The organism is Actinomycetospora rhizophila (assembly GCF_042657905.1).
Taxonomy (GTDB): Bacteria; Actinomycetota; Actinomycetes; order Mycobacteriales; family Pseudonocardiaceae; genus Actinomycetospora; species Actinomycetospora rhizophila.
Window position 1 is genome coordinate 68474 of sequence record NZ_JBHSKG010000023.1, and the last position, 21421, is coordinate 89894.

Annotated in this window: 21 protein-coding genes and 3 tRNA genes; 9 read left to right on the plus strand and 15 right to left on the minus strand. The window is 69.0% G+C overall.

Features of this window, described 5'->3' with window-relative positions; genetic code table 11:
* Positions 1-781: 781 nt before the first annotated feature.
* The 4 genes from ACFPK1_RS29515 to ACFPK1_RS29530 form a co-directional block, all read right to left on the minus strand.
* Positions 782-5560 carry a DEAD/DEAH box helicase gene (locus tag ACFPK1_RS29515; RefSeq protein WP_378024521.1) on the minus strand — a complete coding sequence of 1593 codons (4779 nt, stop codon included), beginning with the start codon at positions 5558-5560 and terminating at the stop codon, positions 782-784.
* 173 nt (positions 5561-5733) lie between these two features.
* Positions 5734-6165 carry an NUDIX hydrolase gene (locus ACFPK1_RS29520; protein WP_378024522.1) on the minus strand — a complete coding sequence of 144 codons (432 nt, stop codon included), beginning with the start codon at positions 6163-6165 and terminating at the stop codon, positions 5734-5736.
* On the minus strand, positions 6162-6965 hold the full coding sequence (locus tag ACFPK1_RS29525; RefSeq protein ID WP_378024523.1) for a PP2C family serine/threonine-protein phosphatase: 804 nt from the start codon (positions 6963-6965) through the stop codon (positions 6162-6164). The genes ACFPK1_RS29520 and ACFPK1_RS29525 overlap by 4 nt, the downstream gene beginning before the upstream one ends.
* Positions 6962-7759 carry a GntR family transcriptional regulator gene (locus ACFPK1_RS29530; protein ID WP_378024524.1) on the minus strand — a complete coding sequence of 266 codons (798 nt, stop codon included), beginning with the start codon at positions 7757-7759 and terminating at the stop codon, positions 6962-6964. The genes ACFPK1_RS29525 and ACFPK1_RS29530 overlap by 4 nt, the downstream gene beginning before the upstream one ends.
* 160 nt (positions 7760-7919) lie before the next feature.
* On the opposite strand from ACFPK1_RS29530, the gene ACFPK1_RS29535 reads away from it, so the two are divergent.
* Genes ACFPK1_RS29535 through ACFPK1_RS29570 form a run of 8 tightly spaced genes read left to right on the plus strand, consistent with a single transcriptional unit; the run spans position 7920 to position 12227 of the window.
* Positions 7920-8333, plus strand: coding sequence for a hypothetical protein (locus ACFPK1_RS29535; RefSeq protein ID WP_378024525.1), 414 nt, complete (start codon positions 7920-7922; stop codon positions 8331-8333).
* A gap of 18 nt (positions 8334-8351) precedes the next feature.
* The gene (locus tag ACFPK1_RS29540; RefSeq protein WP_378024526.1) at positions 8352-8765 is read left to right on the plus strand and encodes a hypothetical protein; all 414 of its coding nucleotides are present in this window, start codon (positions 8352-8354) and stop codon (positions 8763-8765) included.
* Positions 8762-9124, plus strand: a complete 363-nt coding sequence (locus ACFPK1_RS29545; RefSeq protein WP_378024527.1) for a WhiB family transcriptional regulator — start codon at positions 8762-8764, stop codon at positions 9122-9124. Before ACFPK1_RS29540 ends, ACFPK1_RS29545 begins: the two co-directional genes overlap by 4 nt.
* Positions 9121-10377 (plus strand): hypothetical protein, encoded by a 1257-nt coding sequence (locus ACFPK1_RS29550; RefSeq protein ID WP_378024528.1) that lies wholly within the window; start codon positions 9121-9123, stop codon positions 10375-10377. The genes ACFPK1_RS29545 and ACFPK1_RS29550 overlap by 4 nt, the downstream gene beginning before the upstream one ends.
* On the plus strand, positions 10374-10604 hold the full coding sequence (locus ACFPK1_RS29555) for a hypothetical protein (RefSeq protein WP_378024529.1): 231 nt from the start codon (positions 10374-10376) through the stop codon (positions 10602-10604). Before ACFPK1_RS29550 ends, ACFPK1_RS29555 begins: the two co-directional genes overlap by 4 nt.
* Positions 10601-10804, plus strand: a complete 204-nt coding sequence (locus ACFPK1_RS29560) for a hypothetical protein (RefSeq protein WP_378024530.1) — start codon at positions 10601-10603, stop codon at positions 10802-10804. Before ACFPK1_RS29555 ends, ACFPK1_RS29560 begins: the two co-directional genes overlap by 4 nt.
* Before the next feature lie 5 nt (positions 10805-10809).
* Entirely contained in the window at positions 10810-10995 is a 186-nt protein-coding gene (locus tag ACFPK1_RS29565; protein WP_345410713.1) for a helix-turn-helix domain-containing protein, read from the plus strand.
* Positions 10995-12227: a tyrosine-type recombinase/integrase gene (locus tag ACFPK1_RS29570; RefSeq protein WP_378024531.1), complete on the plus strand. Its 1233-nt coding sequence runs from the start codon at positions 10995-10997 to the stop codon at positions 12225-12227. Before ACFPK1_RS29565 ends, ACFPK1_RS29570 begins: the two co-directional genes overlap by 1 nt.
* Positions 12228-12303: 76 nt before the next feature.
* On the opposite strand, the gene ACFPK1_RS29575 is transcribed toward ACFPK1_RS29570, so the two are convergent.
* From ACFPK1_RS29575 to ACFPK1_RS29615, 9 genes are all read right to left on the minus strand, one after another.
* Positions 12304-12380: transfer RNA gene (locus ACFPK1_RS29575), tRNA-Phe, on the minus strand.
* Between the two features lie 31 nt (positions 12381-12411).
* Positions 12412-12485, minus strand: a tRNA-Asp gene (locus ACFPK1_RS29580).
* A gap of 21 nt (positions 12486-12506) precedes the next feature.
* Positions 12507-12579: transfer RNA gene (locus ACFPK1_RS29585), tRNA-Glu, on the minus strand.
* Positions 12580-12685: 106 nt separating this feature from the next.
* Positions 12686-13390: a TetR family transcriptional regulator gene (locus ACFPK1_RS29590; protein ID WP_378024532.1), complete on the minus strand. Its 705-nt coding sequence runs from the start codon at positions 13388-13390 to the stop codon at positions 12686-12688.
* Between the two features lie 108 nt (positions 13391-13498).
* Entirely contained in the window at positions 13499-13744 is a 246-nt protein-coding gene (locus tag ACFPK1_RS29595; RefSeq protein ID WP_378024533.1) for a hypothetical protein, read from the minus strand.
* Between the two features lie 301 nt (positions 13745-14045).
* Complete coding sequence (locus ACFPK1_RS29600) at positions 14046-15290, minus strand: serine hydrolase domain-containing protein (RefSeq protein ID WP_378024534.1); 1245 nt, start codon at positions 15288-15290, stop codon at positions 14046-14048.
* An 8-nt stretch (positions 15291-15298) separates the two neighbouring features.
* A complete protein-coding gene (locus tag ACFPK1_RS29605; protein WP_378024535.1) occupies positions 15299-16165 on the minus strand; it encodes an alpha/beta fold hydrolase in 867 nt (288 codons plus the stop codon).
* A gap of 33 nt (positions 16166-16198) precedes the next feature.
* Positions 16199-17467, minus strand: coding sequence for an FAD-dependent monooxygenase (locus ACFPK1_RS29610; protein WP_378024536.1), 1269 nt, complete (start codon positions 17465-17467; stop codon positions 16199-16201).
* A 111-nt stretch (positions 17468-17578) separates the two neighbouring features.
* Positions 17579-18391 (minus strand): phosphatase PAP2 family protein, encoded by an 813-nt coding sequence (locus tag ACFPK1_RS29615; protein ID WP_378024537.1) that lies wholly within the window; start codon positions 18389-18391, stop codon positions 17579-17581.
* 96 nt (positions 18392-18487) lie between these two features.
* Here ACFPK1_RS29615 and ACFPK1_RS29620 point away from each other — a divergent pair, with 96 nt between their 5' ends.
* Positions 18488-19348 (plus strand): hypothetical protein, encoded by an 861-nt coding sequence (locus ACFPK1_RS29620; RefSeq protein WP_378024538.1) that lies wholly within the window; start codon positions 18488-18490, stop codon positions 19346-19348.
* A 45-nt stretch (positions 19349-19393) separates the two neighbouring features.
* On the opposite strand, the gene ACFPK1_RS29625 is transcribed toward ACFPK1_RS29620, so the two are convergent.
* Positions 19394-19567 (minus strand): CsbD family protein, encoded by a 174-nt coding sequence (locus ACFPK1_RS29625; protein WP_378024539.1) that lies wholly within the window; start codon positions 19565-19567, stop codon positions 19394-19396.
* A 69-nt stretch (positions 19568-19636) separates the two neighbouring features.
* Positions 19637-21376 (minus strand): MFS transporter, encoded by a 1740-nt coding sequence (locus ACFPK1_RS29630; RefSeq protein WP_378024540.1) that lies wholly within the window; start codon positions 21374-21376, stop codon positions 19637-19639.
* Positions 21377-21421: the final 45 nt, after the last annotated feature.

Here is a 21421-nt window from a genome sequence, read left to right on the forward strand (position 1 = left end):
TCTCCGTTTGGGTCGTCAGGGTCAATGATGTCTTCAGTATGACCCGTCAAGATCTTGAAGATGTCCCCCACATGAATTCCGTAGTTAGAGCCTCGATTAATGACCACTTCGTACGGTCGATTGATGTCAGCGACTCGGCCACGTACAGCGGGGTTAGCCATTGTTGTCAGCCTTTCCTTCCTGCTGGACGGCCGATTCTTCGTCTCTATTCACGTATCGCTGCATCTCCGCCGAAACTGCCTCCGACGTCAAGTCTTCCCAGGAGCCGATTGCAGTACGAGCGCTCCGCAAGAGCTTCCGCCCGTCCTTCTCAATAACTTCGAGCAGCATCACCAGAGAATCTGGCCTGATGGAACGACCTTGCGGGCTCCGCTGGATAGCAAGCCGCTGCTCCTGGCTAAGAACAACTATATCCCGGATACCGGCAGTGTGATCTAACAACTGACGAGTGGCACCCGAAGCATGTACAGAGATGTTCGTTCGCGTCTTGTCCTTCTGGAAATATGCGCCGAGCAGAGCCCCGAACACGGCGGCAAGCACTTGCAAGGCAGTCTTGACCCATAAGGGGAAGTCTGTCAGCGCAGACACTAGCGTCGCTGCCGTTATGACAGCGATGCTTATAGCGATGACCGCCTTCTGGTTGTCGTCGGCAATCTGTGACAGCGACCTACGCCTGGCGTCGCTACGGGGCGCCTCTTGCCCGCCAGTCACTTGCTTTCCTCTCGGGACGTGCAGACGTCCTCGCAACACTCGCCTGTTCGCAGTATTCTATGCGATACCCTCATTTCGAACGCACGTCTTCGACCCTTGGTAGCAGTTCGAACGCTGGCAGCTCATCCATGAGACGCACGGTCTCCACACTAAGCGTCACGACGCGCGCCACCAGGTCGAGGATATAGCGCGGGTCTCCAACTTCCCGCGCCCAGTCGTTCGGGTCAGAGACTATGCCCGAGGCCTTATCCGTCTTCACGCGATAGCGGTCCATGAGCCACTCCACCGCCGACCGAGACCCGAGCTGGTATGAGTAGGCAGTCTCGGGGATATCGCTCAGGGTGATCCTCTCATTGAAGACGATCGTCCCCCTGTCTGCCTCGCGCTTACCAGACGGACTCCGCTTCCGACCAAATGCCATCTCGCTAAGCCGACAATAGTCAAAACCGGACTCGCCGGCCGGTACGGTCGCAGGAAGACCCGCTAGCGGGTATGGGGTTACCGACTCATATCCGACGTGGAGCTCCATCAAGTCCTTGCCGGCCTGCATGAAGGGCCACGGGTCTTTGACGAGGGGGACATGAGCCGAGCTCTTCTTCAAATCGACGAAGTATGTCTCCCGATACTGCCGGGAATGTAGGAGGCCATAGACGTAGTGGAACACGTCCAACTCGCTCAGGTCGGCGCCGTACGCCGCCCTGAACGTCGACAATGTTGCAGCCGCAATGTTGTACGACTCGCCTTCGACCTCGACGTCGAGCTGGTCGATCGTTCTCGCAGGAGCGGGCACCCGGTAAAGGGGGTAGACATCAGGGGCGTCCATGAAGAGTCCCAGATTGGGAGGCGAGTCGACGGCCATGACCGAGAAGGGCGTCCGCTCGTTTGGTCGCAAGATGCAGATGGCGACCTGATTCTCCCGGTCGAACATGCGTGGAGTCCTGCCCGCTGCCTCGACTAGAGGACCTGCACTCACAGTCCATTGGCGGAAGAAGGGGCGATAGACGCCCTTCCGAACCGGATGCTCCTCCGAGGACAGGAGCCGGCCTCGTTCATACCGTGCGCGTAGCGACCTCGACCAAGCTACCTGCGAACTCGAGAGTTCGCTCGCGTCAGCGCCTCTCGTGATTGCCTGGTCGAAGTTTGCCACCAGGGCCTGCACGCATCGCTCGACAGACTCCCGTGACGAACCAACAGTCCAAGAGTCCCGATTGGTCGAGATTCCGAGTGAGTACTCAGGGAAGATGCCATTATCACCGGCGACAGGAATGAAGCTAGCGAACTCCTCAGTCCGCTGCTCACGCCAGTCGCCAAAACTGTTAGGCGTGATATCTGCGACTGAGGTCAGCCCAGCGAACGAGCCAGCGTCCCGGACGTTTGCCAGCTTCTGCTCACGGGTCAAATATTCACCCACATCCGCGTCGTGCACGCGTGCAGGAGTCGGCCTCGCTGGATCACGGACAAAGATTGCGATAGCCACTGGCGCCCGAGAACCGCTACCAAAGATCTTTCCGCCCTCTCGGCGGGAGACCTCACCAGCCGTACGTTGGTTCCCGCGCAAGTTGAAGACATAAATGTCACTAAACTCCTCCGCGACGGACAACCGCATGCCATCGAAGGCGTTGGCGTCTACCCAACTGCCGTTCGTAACATAAGCGATGACCCCGCGGTCGCCGATCCTGAGCGACGCCCACTTAATCGCGCGAACGTACGAGTCGTAAAGATTCCGAAGAAGAGTGCCAGACGCGCGTTCCGCATAGCTGTCGCGAATCGCCGTATCGATGGTCGGGTAGCTTTCGTTTGCGTTGTCGTCATTCGCGGAACTCTGCCCAACAGAATATGGCGGATTTCCCACAACAACGGTAATCGGGAGTTCTCGTTGGCGAGAGATGCGCTCGTTGTTCTCTGGGAAGATCGCTAGGTCATCCCTGTCGCCGTCCTCGTAAGACTGGAACGTGTCCGTTAGCACCAGTCCAGGGAAAGGCTCGTACGGCATCTCGGCCTCGTCGTCGAAGCCGGCATCTCGGCGACGGACGTCCTGATAGGTGGATTCGATATTCACCGCAGCGATGTAGTACGCCAGCAAGAGAATTTCATTGGCATGAATCTCGCCTGCGTACTTCCTTGCCAGGTCGTGCGATTCGATCACGCCTAGCTGAAGCAGGCGCGTAACGAAGGTTCCCGTCCCAGTGAAACCATCTAGGATGTGCACATTCTCAGCGCTCAGGTTAGTGTCGAAGTGCGAGCGCAGCGCTTCGTCCGCCGACCGCAAGATGAAATCGACTATCTCAGTCGGCGTATAGACGATACCTAGTCGATCTACCGTCTTCTTGAAGGCGGTGCTGAAGAACTTCTCGTACAGCTCTACGATAATTCTCTGTCGACCTTCAGCGTTATCGATGCCTTCCGTCCGAGAACGGACCGACTTGTAGAAACCCTCTAGTGAACCATTCTCGGTGTCCAAACTATTTTGATCGAGCACCGCCAACATGCTCTCCATCGTCTGAGCAACAGGATTGTGTTCGGCGAACCTGTAATCAGCGAAGAGAGCTTCGAATACTGGTCTGGTGATCAAATGCTGGGCCAGCATCTCGACCGCGTCCACAGCCGAAATGCCTTCGTTGAGGTTCCCTCTCAGGCCGTCTAGGAACGATGAGAACTCTTGGGCAGCGAGCGACTCTGGCTCCGCCAAGAGGCCATTGATTCGCTCGATGTGCTGTTGGGCGATGTACGCGACGTCCTTCGCCCAACTCTCCCAGTAACGCCTCTCGCCAACTTTGCGGACGATCCTCGCATAGATCGCTTCGCGAAACTCGCCGAAGTCGAACTCGAACGCCTGCTGCGAGTCGCCGCCGCCGTCGCTACCATCGCCCGACCCGGGTTCAGGTACACCAACGACTCGAATCTTGTCTGGCTTCTTCTTGTTTAGATCAATCTGATTAACCGTGGCATTGAAGCGGTCATCGTGGGCTCGCAACGCCTGAAGGACTTGCCAAACCACGTTATAGCGATCGTTGTCTTGCAGCGCAACTTCCGGCGTGACGCCCGCCGGGACCGCAATAGGCAGGATGATGTAACCGAAGTCCTTCCCCGGCGCCTTTCTCATGACCCGGCCAACTGACTGCACTACGTCCACCTCGGACGAGCGAGGCGTAAGGAACATAACGGCATCGAGTGCCGGCACGTCGACGCCTTCGGAAAGGCAACGTGCGTTGGTCAGGACTCGACACTCGTTGTCCTCAGTCTCAGCCTGAAGCCAATCTAGACGCTTGTTTCGTTCTAGTGCGTTAAAGGTCCCGTCGACGTGTTCGCATCGGACCTTGAGCTCCTCGTGGGCGTGCCCTGACCCATTCTGCGCATCGATATGTCTGTCAACAATGGCCGAGAACGAACCGGCGATCGACTTGCTCGCCTGAATATCCCGCGCGAAAGCCACGGCCCGCCGCATCGGCGTGCTTGCTTCATCTTCTGTCGTCTCGAAATTCTTCGATAGGCCGTTCCAACACCCGACTATCTTTGCCGCGTCGCTAAGCGGAATCTCGCCGCCCGCAGCCATCTCATCCTGAAAGTTGCGGCTGACGTACTGCTGATCCACCGCCAGTACGAGCACTCGATAGTCGGTCAGCAGGTCCTTTTCCACCGCTTCCCCGAACCCTAGGCGATGGAGCTCCTCGCCGAAAATCTCCTCGTCGTCCATGGACGCTAGGAGTACTTCTGAGTCAGAAGCCTTCTTTTTCGAGTCATCTCGGTAAAGACGTGGGGTCGCGGTCATGTAGAGTCGCTTGGCGCCCTTGAGGTAACCGTCGTCGTGGACCTTCACGAAAGACGACGAGTCTTCGCTCCCAGGGAGAGTAATTCCTGTCGTTCGGTGCGCTTCGTCGCAGATGATGAGGTCGAAGGGCGGGAAGCCGGCGGCTTGTTGGGTCTCTGCGACGACCTCAATGGATTGGTATGTGGAGAAGACAACCGTCATTGCGGTGTCGTCCTCGTTAGCCCTCGCCCACCGCTGGCGGAGCTTTGTGCGGTCAGTGGTCGCCGGCAAGGCCAAGTCAACGGCCGAAATGTCTTCGTTCAACGCGTCTGAACGTTTGGTTGCCTTGACGTCGGAACAGACGGCGAGCATCCGAAGGTCGATCTCAGCCTCGGTAGCCCATTCGCGGATGGTTTGCGAAAGAAGCGAGATGGACGGAACCAGGAAGAGCACAGTTGCGCCCGCACCTGCCGCCTCCTCGCAAAGACGAAGGGAGGTGAAGGTCTTTCCGGTTCCGCAAGCCATGATTAGCTTTCCCCGCGCAGCCCCCTCGAGGCCGAGTCTTACCTTATCGACCGCCGTCCGTTGATGCGGCCTCAGGGTCTTCTTCCCTTTCGTAGGCATAACGTCTGGCGTCGCCCACGAGAACTGAGCCCAGTCGACGTTTGATGCCTCGAGGTCAGCGATTCCGATTCGTCGGACCGGGATGGCCTGCTGCTGCAGGGTCGCTTCAGCGTTCGGACCCCAATCTGCGCCCGTAGAGACGATCATCCGCTCGTTGAACTCGGTCGTCCCAGAAGCAGACATGAAGGTGTCGATGTCGCGTTTCGATACGTGGTGCTTTGAATCGTAGAATTTGCATTGAATTGCCACGTTGTTCTGAGTTAGCCGGTCGACTGCGACGATATCAATGCCCCTATCGGGGCGACCGTTCCGACCCGGCCAGTCTTGCCACATGTATACATCGCTGAACTGATCAGCGAAAGTCGGGTCAGTCTTTAGGTAGCTGACGATCAGCTGCTCAAACCGAGAGCCCTTGTCAGCTTCGGAAGTCGCTACCCGCCGGAGGTCGTCCAGGACGTCGTAGACCGTCGTCGCCATGCGCCGCATTGTGCCGTACGCCACCCGGTTCCAGCACAGTGGGCGGACCCTGAGCAAGACGGCTCTGGCAGACACCCATCTTGCGCAAGCGCGCACGCCAAGGCTTGTGATCAGCCCGCTCGTTGGAGGGCGACAGCGGGTGGGAGGGAGCGCGCGGGGAGCAGGCCCGGAGATTAGAGGAGGTGTACGCCGTCATGAATGCGACAAGGGACAGGGGGCCCTGCTTCACGCGAAGCATCAAAGACCCGCACCGCGAATGCGGGATTCATTCTATCTGTTCCAGCGTTAAGTGGAACCCAAGCGACCTCAGCGGCCTCGTCAGACGAGGTTGGCTGACCGCTGATCGGATGGCAACGAAAGACTAGCGCCACGACCCCCTTGACGAGATTCTTGTACACACCTGTGAGTCTCTCGACCTCGACTAGTACGCCGGTCTCCTCGAAGACTTCGCGCACGACGCCCTGTTGGGGAGTCTCAGCAAGTTCTAGAACTCCTCCTGGCGCTTGCCACTGGCCGTTGTCCTGTCTGCGAATGAGGAGAACCCGGCCGTCCTCGTCGAACGCGACTCCTGCGACCGACACCGAGTGGAGCGGGCTCTCAGTCACGGCAGTGCCAGCGCAATGGTCTTGTCGTCGTGCTGCTTGAATCGGGGGAGCTCGTGGGCTGCCGGGTCCTTATCCTCTTCCCACTCGTGGAGCTCCTGGAGCAAGTCCTCAAGCTCATCGCGGGTGCGCCGGACCACGTCAGCAAGTGGGACGCCGAGGTGGCCTAGCGGCCTATCGACACCGTCGGTGAGCATCACGAGCCAGGGCAGGTCCGCGGGCACGGTGCGAGTGACGGCCTGGTGCCCGGCCTCCGGCCTTGCTTCGGCGATCCAGTAGCCGCCGGGCTCGTTGAGCAGGGGCAACTGCTCGGCACGAACTGCGCGGACGAGATCGCGGTGCACCTCGTCGTAGCCGGTGCCTTGGCGCAAGCGCCCGTATGCCTTCGTCCTGCTCGGGAGGTCCAGGCGGGCGAGCTGGTCGTCGGTGAGCAGCTCGCCGTCGGGGCCGAGGTAGATGGGGCTGTCGCCCAAGACGAGGAGGTCGATCTCGTCGCCGCGTCGGCGGGCGATGCTGACCGTGGAGGACGGCGACTCCCCCGGCATGAGTCGCAGCGTGGCGACGGTCGAGCGGATGGCGTCGGCGAGCGCGTGCGGGAGCGGGATGTCCTGCTCGGCGTCCAGGACCTCGATGAGGGCGCCGGCCAAGTGATCGACGTAGTCGGCAACGGTGACCCGGGTGTCGCTGCCCGAGGCGCCGTCGAGCACCACGACCGCGTTCTTGCCGATGCGGACTCGGTCCTCGTTGGGGGCGTCGCCGGCCGGGAGCTCGGCGCTGATGACGTGCAGGCCGGCGGGGCTCAATGCTGGGCCTCCTGGTCGCCGTTGCCGTTCTCGGCGTTCCACTCGAAGTGCATGATCCACTGGTAGGTCGGGAGGACGTCTTCGCGGTACTCGACGGCGGTGCCGTCCTCGAGGTAGGCGATGTGGACGATCTCGTAGACCTGCTGGGTCTCCGACAGCGCGAAGAACCGCTCCTCGGCCGCTGTCGGGGTCCTCACTCGCACGTCCTCGGTGAACCGCACCGGCCCCTTGCCGATCTCGGCCAGCCGTGAGTACGTGCCGCCCGGGCCGGTGTCGACGTCGGTCACGCCGGCCTGCTCGGCGAGGTCCCAGGGGAAGTACGAGGTGGCGAGCAGGACCGGCTCGTCGGAGGCGAACATCTCGCGCTTGCGGATGAGCACCATCTCGCCGACCTCGAGCCCGAGGACGTCGCGCGCGGTCTCCGGGGGTGCGACCTGGCCGAGCTGGGCCAGCTTGGTCGACGGTTTCAGACCGAGGCGCCTGATCTCGAAGTCGAAGGCGCCGCGGCTGCCGTCCTCCTCGCGAGCGGTCCGCGCGTAGCGCCGGCTGCTGTTGCGCCGGATCGGTGGGATAGCCCGGACGACAGTGCCCCGCCCCCGGAGCACGCGGACCAGCCCCTCGCCGCGGAGCAGCTGCACGGCGCGGTTGATAGTCACGCGGGACACGCCGTACTCCGCGGCGAGCTCGGACTCCGCCGGCAGCGTCGAGCCCGGGGCGTAGTCCTGGCGCTCGATGCCCTCGCGCAGCAGGTCAGCGACCTGCCGGTACTGCGACTTCGCTGCCTCGAGTGCCACGCCGGCCTCCGTGCCCGTCGTTAGTTGCCATCCATCGTTGCTGCTCTTGGCAACCTTAGTGACAGGACGTCCTACGTCCTACTTGCGTTGCCTCCTGCGCGTGCTACGTTCCACACACAGGACGTCGGACGTCCGACGTCGTATGTGTAGGGAGGTCACCGTGCAGGTGGATGACGACTCCGGAGCCGGCCGCCGACTGGTGCCCCGCCCGGAAGTAGCAAGACGGACCGACCCCTTGATCGCCGCCCTCGACGACGGCGCCGAGGCGGTGCGGCTGGCCAACCACGCGGCGCGTGACGGGCTGGTCGAGGTGGTCGGTCTCTACGGAGCGCTCGGCTCCGTCGTGACGCTGGTCGACCGGCTCCCGCAGGTCGTGCTGTTCGCGCAGCGCTGCGCCATGGCCAACGGCACCGCGGGCCTCCTCGACGACACCGGGCGCGACCCCGGCGAGCGCCTCGTCGAGTTCATCGCCTGGCTCGGCGAAGGCCACGCCGGGCTGCTCGGCGCCGGACGAGCCCTCGGCCGCGGCCACGCCGCGCTCTCCCACCTCGGCCACCGACCCGTCCACACCTGACCAACCCCAGGAGAAACCATGATCCAGAACTTCGCCATCGACCAGGCCGCGACCTTCGAGTCGCTGCTGTTCCTGTCCTGCGAGCCGAAAACCGCGTTCGGGGACGCGTTCCGGCAGGAGACCACCAAGGACGGCCTGCCGAAGTGGGAGGCCCAGCTCGTCGCCCGGTTCCGCCAGTTCGGGCGGGCCACCAACGAGATCATCAAGGTCGGGCTCGTCGCCGAACGGCAGCCCGCCGAGGACCTCACCCCCGCCACGCCGGTCGAGCTGGTCGGGTTCGAGATCGGCGTGATGGACAAGAAGGACCGCGAGGGCAACGCCACCGGTGCGCAGGTCTGGTACCGCTGCCAGGAGGTCCGTCCCCTTACCTCCACTGCGCCGCGTACTCGGCGAGGCGAGGCTCCCGCGCAGACCGAGGCGGTCGCGTCATGAGCTGGCAGACCCGTGCCGCGTGCCGGGACACCGACCCGGAGCTGTTCTTCCTGGCCTCCGAGGACTACACGACCGGCGCTGCTGCCCGTGCGCTCATCGCGGCTGGGCGGGTGTGCGCCGGCTGCCCGGTGCGCCGCGAGTGCCTGGCCTACGCCGTCGAGTCCGGACAGGCCTACGGCATCTGGGCCGGCCGCTCCCCCGCCGAGCTGCGCGCGATCCGCCGTGCCCGCGCCGCCGGCACCCCGGACCCGGAAGTGGACCGGGACGCGATGTGCCCGGCGTGCTCGCTGCTGTTCGCCCTGCCCGCGGTCGACGGATCGGTGTGCTGGCTCTGCGAGGAGAAGGGACTCGCACCATGACCGCCCTTGAACGCCTCGACCACACCCACAGCGGATACCGCTCCGGCGGCGCACGCAGCCCCGGGTTCCTGTCACGGCTGCGCGAGCGGCGCGCTCAGCGCGACTACGAGGCATCGGTCATCGCCTTCGCGAACGCGCTGCGCGGGGAGTTCCGCGAGGCCTGCTCCGGGCTGGGCATCTGCCACTACGTCCAGGTGGCCGCAGGCATCACGATCCGCACCCCACGCATCGGCGAGGTCCGCCCCGGCCCGCCGCTGCGGTTCACCGTCGAGCTGCTGCCCGGCCAAGAGCCGGCTGACTTCACCAGCAAGCAGAACGGACCTCGTCTGGCGCACACCCTCGGCGGCCACGGTCTCCGGGTCGAGCCCCTCGCGGGTCGGTGGGTCCGCCTCGTCGTGCTTGGCCACGACCCGCTGGCCGACGGGTTCGGGCTGCCCGCCCTCACCGTCGCCTCCGGGGCAGAGGCGGTGATCCTTGGGCGCACCGAGGACGGCATCACCCTCGGCCACGCCGTCACCGACCCCGCGCACCTCGGGGTGCAGGGCCAGAACGGGTCAGGGAAGTCCGCGTTCTGCTACGGGCTGCTCTCCCAGCTCGCCGCCGCCCCCGACGTCCTCGTGGCCGGCTCCGACATCACCGGGCTCCTGCTCGGACGCGCCTGGGACGACACCGCCCACCGACCCCACCAAGTCGTCGGGACCGCCGACATCGCTGCGCACGCCGTGCTGCTCGAGGACCTCGTCGCCGAGATGGACCGTCGGCTGGCCACCATCCCGGCCCGTCGGGACAAGATCGAACCGTCAATGGGCACGCCGACGGTCCTCGTGGTGCTCGAGGAGTTCCCCGGCCTGCTGCGCGCCGCCGACGGGCTGCCTAAGCCCAAGCGCGGCGAGGGCGTCCCGGTCGGCGACCGCATCCGCTCCGCCGTCCTCCGGCTCTTGTCCGAGGGGCGCAAGGCCGCGTTCCGGGTCCTGATGCTGGCCCAGCGGTTCGAGGCCACCGCTGTGGGAGGCGGCTACGCCCGCGACCAGTTCGCCCTGAGGCTGAGCTTCAGGGTTCCGGCCGACTCGCTGGAGATGCTCCACGGCACCGACGCCCGCCGCTTCGGGCAGGAGCACGCCAACGCCGATCCCGGCATCGCCTACCTCTCCGGGCTCGGCCGCGACTGCGAACGCCTCCGCGTCCCCTACCTCGGCGACTACGCCGAGTACTGCGACCGCCTCGCCACCCACGGAAGGCCGGCGCACCGATGAACCTGACAGCAATGGTCATCATCGCCGCCCTCGTCACGGCGCTGCTGGTCAAGAGCCACAAAGCGGCACCCGCGCTCGTCTCCGGCGTCGTCACCCTCGTCCTGCTCTTCGCCGCCTTCCCGACCCTCGGGCCCGCGGTGAGCAGCTCAGCGGGCGAGTTCGCCCACCAGCTCGGCGGCGCCGCGGATCGCGCTGCGGACGTTCCGGACGACGGGCAACAGCCGTGAGCGGCAACGAGAACGAGGCGTTCCAGTGCCGCATCAGGGTCCTCGTCCGGCCCCTGGCCGGGCTCGACCTCACCGACACCGACCACCGCGCCCTGGTCGCCGTCGCCGAGCTCGACCACGTCACCGCTACAGCCATCGCGGGACTCCTGCGCCGAGCCCGGCAGGCACGACCCCTCCGCATCACCGACTCGAGGAGCTGACACCGATGGATGCACTGCTCTACACGGCCGAGGAAGCCGCCGAGATTCTCAAGATCAGCCGCTGCAAGGTGTACGACCTGCTCCGCAACCGTGATCTCCGCTCGGTGAAGATCGGCGGCTCCCGGCGCATCCCGCGCACCTCGCTCGAGGAGTACGTGGCCGCGCTGCTCGAGGCGGAGGCGGTCGCCTGATGGCCGGCAAGGACCGCAAACGGGGCAAGAAGGTCAACGGCGAGGGGAGCATCTACCAGCGCTCCAGCGACGGCCTCTGGATCGGCTCCGCGTACGTCTATACCTCCTCCGGCCGCATCGAGCGCAAGTACGTCTCGGCCAAGTCCTTCGACGACGTGAAGGACAAGCTGCTGCGGTTGCAGTCGAACAACGAGCAGGGCATCCCGGTGCCGGACCGCTCGATGACGGTCGCCGAGTACATGGAGCACTGGCTCTCGATCGTCAAGGTCGAGCGCCGGCTCACGACGTACCACGGCTACGAGTCGGTGGTCCGGCTTCACATCGTCCCGATCCTCGGCAAGAAGCGCCTCGACCGGCTGATGGGCGCCGACGTCCGGCAGTTCATCAACACGGTCCGAGGCAAGTGCCTGTGCTGCACCAACGGCCGCCACGCCCGCCGGAAGCCGAAGCAGCCGGCGTGCTGTCGCCCGGGCCTGCGCTGCTGCGAGCGCCGACCGACGCCGCGCCAGGTCCAGTACGTCCACGCCGTGCTGCGGAACGCGCTGGGGAACGCCGAGCGCGAGGAGCTGGTGATGCGCAACGTCGCCAAGCTCGTGAAGGTCCCGACACCGAAGTACAAGGTCGGCAAGGGGCTGACCGTGACCCAGGCCAAGAGCCTGCTCGACGCGGCGAAGGGGACGCGCTGGTACGCCCTCTACGTCACCGCGGCCACCCTCGGGCTGCGCCACGGCGAGCTCCTGGGGCTCCGCTGGCAGGACATCGACTTCGAGCGGGCCACGCTCACCGTTGCGCAGACGGTCGCCCGCGCCGCCGGCCAGCTCTACATCGGGCCGGCCAAGTCGGACGCGTCGGAGAGCACCATCCCGCTGCCCAAGGTGACGCGTCGCGTCCTCGAGGAGCACCGCCGGCGTCAGGACGACGAGCGGGCGTCAGCGAGCCGCTGGGAGGACCAGGACCTCGTGTTCCCCTCGACCATCGGCACGCCGAGGGAGCCGCGGAACCTCAACCGGCACTTCGCCGAGCTCCGGGACCGCGTCGGGATGCCTGACGTCCGGCTCCACGACCTGCGGCACACCGTGGTCAGCCTGCTGCTCGACCTCGGGACCCCGCCGCACGTGGTCCAGGCGATCGCCCGCCACGCGCACATCGACGTGACCATGGCGATCTACGCCCACACGAACCTCGACGCCATGCGCCAGGCGCTCGACGCCATCGAGTGGGAGGACCTGTGAGGGCGGTTGCTGAAGTCGTTGCTGAAGTAGGCCCGTCAACGACGAACGCCCACCGAGCGTTTCCGCTGGTGGGCGCTGGTGGCCAGGGGCGGGGTCGAACCGCCGACCTATCGCTTTTCAGGCGATCGCTCGTACCGACTGAGCTACCTGGCCGAGAGGTCGAGGAGGACCTCGACCGATGGAGCGACCCAGACGGGACTCGAACCCGCGACCTTCGCCGTGACAGGGCGACGCGCTAACCAACTGCGCCACTGGGCCTTGATCGTGCTTGTCCTACCGTACCCCCAACGGGATTCGAACCCGCGTTGCCGCCTTGAAAGGGCGGAGTCCTAGGCCGCTGAACGATGGGGGCGCGACCCTCTGGCTGAGGACCTTACCCGCCAACGGCGTACCCGTTGGGAGCGGACCAAGCATAGGTGACCGGTCCCGGCCGCCCGGCACCCACCCCCCGCGTCCGGTCACCGTCGACCGAGGTGCGGCCCGAGGACAGCACCCATGCCACCGGTCGCGCGCCAGCCCTCCAGCCACGCGGGGTCGGCGGCGGCGCCGAGCAGCAGCTCCCAGTTCTCGCAGACACGCTGCGCGAGGTCGGTGAGCTCGGTGGTGGCCAGCGAGGCGACGAACGCGCCGGCGGAGACGTCGACGATCGTCCGGGCGAACGACGACGGGTCGACCGCCGGCACGAACAGGCCCGCCGCGTCGGCGCGCAGGAACAGGTCGGTGAAGACCTCCTGCCAGAACGCGAACGGCCAGCCGGGCCGCTGCGGGCCGGCGAGGCCCTCTCCGCAGAGGCGCTGGCCCGCCCTCAGCTCCGGCCCGTCGAGGGCGTCCTGCATCTCGCGGGCGATCTGGGCGGCGGTCCGCAACGGGTCGAGGCCGAGCGCGGCACAGCGCTCGACCATGCCGCGGCACAGCCGCTCCATCTCGTCGACCACGGCGAGCGCGATGCTCTCCTTGGAGACGAAGTGGAAGTACAGGGCGCCCTTGGTGACACCGCTGCGTTCGAGGATCCGCGACAGCGAGGCCTCGTGGTAGGAGCGCGCGGCGAACTCCTCCGCCGCCGCGGCGAGGATGGCGCCACGCGTCGCCACCGCGCGCGCCTGGCGCGGCGGCTCGCCGGTCGCCCCCTCGGGGTGGCGCGGCGGATCAACGGTGTCGGACATCGGCGGCCACGGTAGCGGGATGTCCTTTCACCCACAGGCGCCCACACCGCAGATCGTCCACCGTCGGACGATCGGCGTCGGGCGGGCGCCGGGGCGGGACGACCGTGATCAGCGCCGAACGGGTGGCGGGTCGCCTCCCTCACCGATCAGGCCGAGCATGTCGAGCAGCTCGCGGCAGTCGTCGGAGTCGAGCGAGTTGCGGGCGACGGCGATGCGCGCGCGGTGCACCTGCTCGTCGCTGACCCCGTAGACGTCCGCCGCCGTGCGCTGCGCGGGGACCGACGGCTCGTCGGCCGTCGTCCGCTCGGGGTGGGGTCCGTTCGGTCGTCGTCGCGGTCCTGACGTCGCATTCATGCTGGCTCCCGGTGGCCGCCTGGTCCCGACCCGCTGCCACAGCTCGCGCGGCGGGATCACTCGTCACGGGGACGCCGCCGGTCACGCACCGTGCCCGGCCGCGTCCCTCGTCCGAGTCGCGACGACGCTACCCACACGATCGCGACGATGCAGCCCCCTTCCCGAGTGACGGTCGCACCGGATCCGGACCGCCCGCTTCGTCTCCGACCGGTCACGGAGCGCGACAATGATCGCCCGGGACGGTCGCGACGGGCCGGGTCCGGGCGCCCTCGTCCGGATCGCCGGACACGGAGCGAACGGCTCAGTCCACGAGCGCCTGGTAGACGAGCCCGCGCAGCTGGGTGCGGATGGGGTGGGCGCTGGACGGCACGAGCTGGGTGAAGAACATCGCCGTGATGCGCTCGACGGGGTCGACCCAGAACGCGGTGCTCGCGGCTCCGCCCCACGACATCTCGCCGACGCTGGTCGGGGTGCGGTAGCGCACCGGGTCGGTCACGACGGCGACGCCGAGCCCGAAGCCGACCCCGTTGAACGGCATCTCCGCGAACAGCGGCCGCCCGACCTGCTCGAGGTCGAGACCGCCGGGCAGGTGGTTGCGGCCCATGTAGTCGACGGTGCGGGAGCCGAGCAGTCGCACACCGTCCACCTCGCCGCGACCGAGCAGCATCCGGGTGAAGCGGTGGTAGTCCGCGGCCGTCGAGACGAGACCGCCCCCGCCGCCGAGCCACGTCGGCTCCAGGACCTCGCGGGCCAGCGCGCCCATGCCGGCGGCCTCCGCGGTCAGGAAGCCACCCGTGGCCGGGTTCTGGACGTAGAGCTGAGCCAGGCGCTCGGCGTCGTCGACGACGAACCCGGTGGACGTCATCCCGAGGGGCTCGAGGATCTCCTCGGCGAGGAACGTGTCGAGCGACTTCCCGGACACGACCTCGACGAGCCGCCCGAGCACGTCGGTGGCGTGGCTGTAGTTCCACTCCGAGCCCGGCTGGAACACCAGCGGCAGGCCCGCCCAGGTCTCGACCATGCCGGCGAGGTCGCGATCCCGCGGCGCGGACCACTCGAAGCCGGCCGCCCGGTACATCGCGTCGATCGGGTGCGCGTGGTGGAAGCCGTAGGTCAGCCCGGCGGTGTGGGTCAGCAGGTGCCACACGCGGATGGGCTCGGTGGCGGGCTCGGTCAGCGGCTTGCCTGCCGAGCCCTTGACGTACACGCGCGGGGCGGCGAACTCGGGGAGCCAGCGGCTGATCGGGTCGGTGAGCTCGAAGGCGCCACGCTCCCAGAGCATGAGCGCCGCCACCGAGGTGATCGGCTTGGTCATCGAGTACAGGCGCCAGCGCGTGTCGTCGGTGACGGGGAGATCCGCCTCGGCGTCGCGGCGGCCCGCGGTCGACGAGTGCACGACCTTCCCGTCGCGGGCCACCACCACGTGCCACCCGGCGAGGCGGCCGTCGTCCACGTAGCGGGCGAAGTGGTCGTCGATGCGGGCCAGTCGGGCCGGGTCGAAGCCCAGCTCCTCGGGATCGGACTCGACCTTCAGCGGGCTGCTCACTTCCGCCACTATGCCTCCGCGAGGAAGGTGCGCAACTCGTCGAGCACCTCGTCGGGCCGCTCCTCGGGGACGAAGTGCGCGCACCGCTCGATCGCCCGGCCGCGGACGTCGTCGGCGTACTCCCGCCACAGGTCGAGCATCGGCAGCGTCTGCCCCATGACCCCCTCGGCGCCCCACAGCGCGAGCAGCGGCTGGGTGACGCGCCGGCCCGCGGAGAAGTCGGCCTCGTCGTGCTCGGCGTCCACCGGGTCGGCGCGGTAGTCGTCGAACCCGCAGCGCAGCGCGCCGGGCTGGGAGAACGCGCGGACGTACTCCGCGACCGCCGCGGGCTCCAGGCCCTCGCGGGCGTAGGTCCACTTCTCGAGGAAGTAGCGCAGATAGCCCTCGACGTCGGCGCCGGCGAGCCGCTCGGGCAGGTCGGGCTGGAGGTGGAACAGCCAGTGCCAGTACTTCGCCCCGAGCGCGGCGTCCATGCGCTGCCAGGTGGCCCGGGTCGGCGCGATGTCCAGGACCGCGAAGCGCGTGACCTCCTCGGGCCGGTCGAGCGCCCAGCGGTGCGCGACCCGCCCGCCGCGGTCGTGCCCGACCACCGCGACCCGCTCGTGCCCGAGGCCCCGGACCAGCGCGGAGACGTCGGCGGCCATCGTGCGCTTGTCCATGCCGCCGGTGGGCTTGTCGCTGGCGCCGTAGCCGCGCAGGTCCGGGACGATCACGGTGTGGTCGGCCGCGAGCGGGCCGGCGACATGGCGCCAGCAGTGCCCCGTCTGCGGCCAGCCGTGCAGCAGCACCACCGGCGGACCGGAGCCCCCGTGGCGGAAGTGCAGCCGCACCCCGTTGGCGACGACGGTGTCGGGGGTGAGATCAGGAACGGTCACGCGGCCGCATCCTGCCCGCGGGGCGAGGGGCTGTCAGCCGGCGATGGGCCCGGCGGGCCCCGGCGGGCCCGGGGGCGTGCGCCCGGGAGCCGACCGGACGACGGGCTCGATGAGGCCGGGGCGGTGACCGTCGGCGGACGTCCCCGGCGGGCCGCCGGGCGCCGGGCCCCGGGCGGCGTCGACGATCGCCGCGGTCGCGTCGACCGCGGTGGTGCGCCAGAGCCGGTCGCGCATCCGGCGCACGAGCCCGTCGGCGTGGCAGAGGGCCGCGAAGTCGTGGGCGCGGCGGGCGACGGCGGCCCGGGGATGCGCGCGGACGTACGCGTACTCCTCGAGCGCGGGCACGATCCGCCCGTCGGCGTGGTCGAAGGCCCGCCCGAGCGTCGCGGCGTCGAGGAGCTCCAGCGCCACCGCCTGCGCGGTGTGCGGCAGCATCGGCTGGGCCGCGCCGCCGACGACGGTCAGCCGGTGCCGGGCGCCGCGCTCCAGCGGGGCGTGGTGGCGGTGCACCCGGGAGGGCGCCAGCACGACGGCCTCGCCGACCGCCGCGCGGACCTCGGGCGCGGCGTGCGCCAGCAGCCGGCCGGCGACGGCGGCGACGCCGTCGCGGTGCATGTCCTCGAGGGCGTCGACGCGCACGGTCATCGAGATCTCCCCGCCGCCTCCCGCCACCGCCGACTGCGTGACGTGCAGCGTCGGCGACGACCACAGCCGCAGCACGTCGTCGACCGGCGCCGGACCGGGCCCGCGGTGCACGAGGTACGGGCTGGACAGCGCGTGGCCACCGCCGAGGTGGGCGCGCACCCGGCTGCCCGGCCCGTCGGCACCGATCACCGCCTCGGCCCGGTAGCGCCCGCCCTCGTCGTCGGTGACCAGCACCGCGTCGCCGAGGTCCTCGACCGCGGTGGCGCTGCGCCCGTAGATGACGGTGACCATCTCGTCGGCCGCGCACGCCGCCACCAGCAGCGCCCGCAGCACGGCGTGCGGGGCGAGCAGGTAGGGCCGGCCGTACCGGGCGCGCACGACCGGGCCCAGGTCGGCGACGCGCAGGACCGCGCCGCTGTCCGCGTCGGCGTGCGCCAGGCGGCGCGGCTCCCACGCCTGCGCCGCGAGGGGGTCGGCGAGCCCGAGCGCGGCGAGCTCCCGCAGCGCGGCCGGGGTCAGGACGGCGAGGCCCCGGTCGACGTCCTCGGGCCGGTCGCGGTCGATGACGTGGACGGGGAAGCCCTGGTGGGCGAGGAAGAGCGCGGTGGCGAGGCCGCCGAACCGGGCGCCCAGCACGAGCAGCGGTACGGCAACCACGGCTCACCTCGTTCACCCGCGCGGACGAGACAAGCGTAGGCAGATCATCTCGGACGGAGCAATCGGGCGCTCATTTGTATTCGAGAAGTGCCTTGGCCACCCGAAAGGGGGTCACTCCGTCGACTGAGTCGCGTCCGGACGATTCTCCGCCGGTTCCGGAGCGGTGTCGGGGGAATCGCCGAGGCGGGCGCGGGCGTCGAGCACCCGGGCGAGCGTGATGCACATGGTGGCCAGCGCGGCCCCGAGGAACCAGCCGGCGAGCACGTCGGTGGTCCAGTGGACGCCCAGGTAGACGCGGCTCGCGCCGACGAGCAGGGCGCCGAGCGCCGCGAGCACGACGACGACCCCGCGCACCGGGCGGGCGTGGGGCGTGCCGACGGTCAGGGCGATCACCGCGGCCGCGGTCAGTGTCAGCCCCAGCGCGGCCATCAGCGCGTGCCCCGAGGGCAGCGACGCCGTCGTCTCCTCGGCGAGCCGCAGCGCCTCGGGCGGGCGCGGGCGCTCGACGGCCACCTTGACCAGGCGGATCGCCAGCGCACCGACCAGCACGCCGAGCACCCAGATCAGCGCCGTCCGCCGGTGCCCGCGGGCGAACAGCACGACCGCCGCCACGACCGCGAGCCCGCCGGTGCCGACCGTCCCGCCGACGAGCGAGACGGCCTCGGCGGCGTCGGTCAGGCCCGGGGAGCGGATCCCGAGGACCCACCCCAGCACCGGGGCGTCCGCGTCGGCGAGGGCCTCGTCGGTGGCCACCAGGGCGAACACCGCGCCCGCGGCGAGGACGAGCACCGCGACGATCCCGGTGTCGCGCAGCGCGCCCGGCACGGCCGCCAGCGCCCCGCCGGCCACGCGGTCGGCGAGCACCGCGATCCCGATCAGGGCCCCGAGGACCAGCAACGTCACGGCAGTGGCGTCGAGGGCCACGGATTCCTCCTGTGATGGACGCTGTGATGGACGAGAGACGGCGACGCGCCGGGTTCCGCGACACCTGTCCCGATCATCCCGGGGCAGACTGGGCGGGTGCTCCTCCTGGGGCTGCTCGCCGCGCTGGCCGCGGCGGGCGCCAACGCCGGTGCCGCGCTCCTCGAGGCGAGTGCGGCCCGCCGCGCCACCCGCGCGGTGACGGTCGTGCTGCACCCGATGTACCTCGGCGGGCTCGCGCTCGACATCGGCGGCTGGGTGCTCACCGTGCTCGCGCTGCGGTACATGCCGATCGTGGCGGTGCAGGCGATCGTGGCCGGCCAGGTCGGGATCACGGTGGTGGCGTCGCACTGGGTGTTCGACACCCCGCTGCGCCGCATCGACCTCGCCGCGGCCGCCGCGAACGTCGTCGGGCTGGCGCTGATCGTGGCGAGCGCGAGCGTCGAGGACACGACGCTCACCCCGTCGACCGCGGGGATCGTCGCGCTCTGCGTCACGTTCGGCGTCCTGCTCGTGGTGTCGGTGCCGGTGGCCTTCCGGAGCCACCGCGCGATGCTGCTGTCGTTCCTCGCCGGCCTGGCGTTCGGGGGCACGGCGGTCGCGGTGCGGATGGTCGACCTGGAGGGGTCGCTGGGCGAGATGGCCCGGGCGGCCGTGACCGACCCGGTGGTGTGGGCGCTGCTGGGCTTCGCCGTCCTGGGCCTCGCGATGTACACGGTGGCGCTGGGGCGGGGCGCGGTCGGCCCGGTGGTGGCGGTGCTCGCGGTCACCGAGACCCTGGTGCCGGGCCTGATCGGGCTCATCGCGCTGGGCGACGGCGTGCGCCAGGGCGGGGTGCCGTGGTTCGTGGTGGGGCTGGTGCTCGCGCTGGGCGGGGTCGTCGTGCTGGCGCGCTCGCCCGCGCAGGCGTCGCTCTCGGGTGACGACGGCGTCGCGCCGCCGCCGCTCAAGAGGCTCTGATCCGAGCGGCTCCGAGCGGGCGGCGGCGCGCCGGTCCGGGGCAGGTCAGTCGCGGAAGGCGTCCTTGACCTTCTCGCCGGCGTTCTTGAGGCTGCCGACGGTCTGGTCCTTCTTGCCCTCGGCCTCGAGGCTCTCGTTGCCGACGGCCTTGCCGACCGACTCCTTGACCTTGCCCTTGGCCTCCTGGATCTTGTTGTCGGTCTTCTTCTCGCTCGACATGACTGCCTCCTCCCGGCGCACCGGTGCTGGGCGCCTCGCGCAGGGCCAGATACCCGGGCTACTCGGGGGTCAACCCGCCGACGATCGGGCGACCGCCTCGAGCACCACGTCGCGCACGGCCTGCGCGTCGCCCGGGACGTCGACCCACGCGACGGCCGGGCGGTGGCCGTCCGCGCGCGTGACCAGCTGGAACCGGCCCGCCGCGGGCGGGGTGAGCCGGAAGGCGCCGCCCGCGTCGGCGGTCGCCGTCGCGGCCTCGTGACCGTCGGGGTCGACGAGCGTGAGCGTGGCGCCGTCGACCGCGGCACCCGAGCCGTCGGTGACGTGCCCCCGCAGCCCCTCGCCGTGCTCGGCCACCGCCGTCGCGGGCGCCTCCGCGACCGGCGTGCCGGCGGGGGCCCGGCGGCGGCGCCCGAGCAGCAGGTCGATCAGCCCGAGGACCAGCGCGAGCACGACGAACGCGACCGCGCCGACGAGGCCGCGGCTGATCGCCAGCGCCCAGTCGCCGCCGGTGCTGGTGAGCTGGCCGAAGAACACGGCGCCGACCGCGGAGATCCCCACGGCCGACCCGACGCGCTGGCCGGTCTGCAGCACGCCGGCCGCGGTGCCGCCCTCGCGGGGCGGGACCTCCTCGAGCGCCAGCGTCTGGTTCGGGGCGATGACGAAGCCGCTGCCGACGCCGGCGAGCAGCAGGGGGGCGGCGATCGCCCAGCCGACCTGCTCGGGATCGAGGCGCAGCACGACGTCCACGGCGATCAGGCCCAGGGCGACGAGGACCAGCCCGCCGACCACCAGCGGTTTGCCCAGCCGGGACACGAGCCGCCCGCCGATCGCCGAGGACACCGCCGAGCCCAGCGCGAACGGGGTCAGGGCGAGCCCGGCCTCGAGCGGGGTGTAGCCGCGCCCGTTCTGCAGGAAGAGCGTGACCACGAAGAAGATCGCGGTGAAGCCGGCGAAGTACAGCAGGCCCAGCGAGGTGCCCAGCGCGTAGCTGCGGGTGCGCAGCAGGGCGAAGTTCACCAGCGGGTGCCCGTGGGTGCGGCGCGCGCGGCGCTCCCAGAGCACGAAGACGATGAGCAGGACCACGGCGACGGCCAGGAGCCACCAGGGCGCGCTCGCCGGGTCCCGCTCGGAGAGCACCAGCGGGACCATGACCGCGACGACGGCGCCGCCGAGCAGCACCGCGCCGATCGCGTCGAGCGGGCGCTTCTCGGTGGCGGTGGCCGTGTCGCGGGGGAGCAGCCGGGCGCCGAGGACGAGCGCGGCGACGCCGATCGGCACGTTGACGTAGAAGACCCAGCGCCAGCCGTCGGTCTGGCCGCCCCACTCGAGCAGCAGGCCGCCGAGCAGCGGGCCGATGGCCGTGGAGATGCCGATCGCGGCGCCGAACAGCCCGAACGCGCGGCCCCGCTCGCGCCCGGTGAACAGCTGCTGGATGAAGCCGATGACCTGCGGGTTCAGCATCCCGCCCGCGGCGCCCTGCAGCAGGCGGAACACCACGAGCGACGTGGCGTTCGGCGCGAGCCCGGCCGCGACGCTGGTCAGCGTGAACAGCGCCAGCGAGATCATGAACATCTTCTTGCGGCCGCGGTCGTCGCCGAGCCGGCCCGAGGCGACGAGCACGAGCCCGAACGTCAGCGCGTAGCCCGACACGACCCAGGACAGCTCCGCCGCGGACGCGCCGATCCCCCGCTGCATGGAGGGGAGGGCGACGTTGACGATGCTGACGTCGAGCAGCGTCATGAACCCGGCGATGAGGCACACCGCGAGGGCGTGCCAGCGCCGGGGATCCGGCTCGGGGGAACTCACCTCGTCGAGTTTCCCCGAGTCCGGCCGCCGAACCGTGACGCGTGA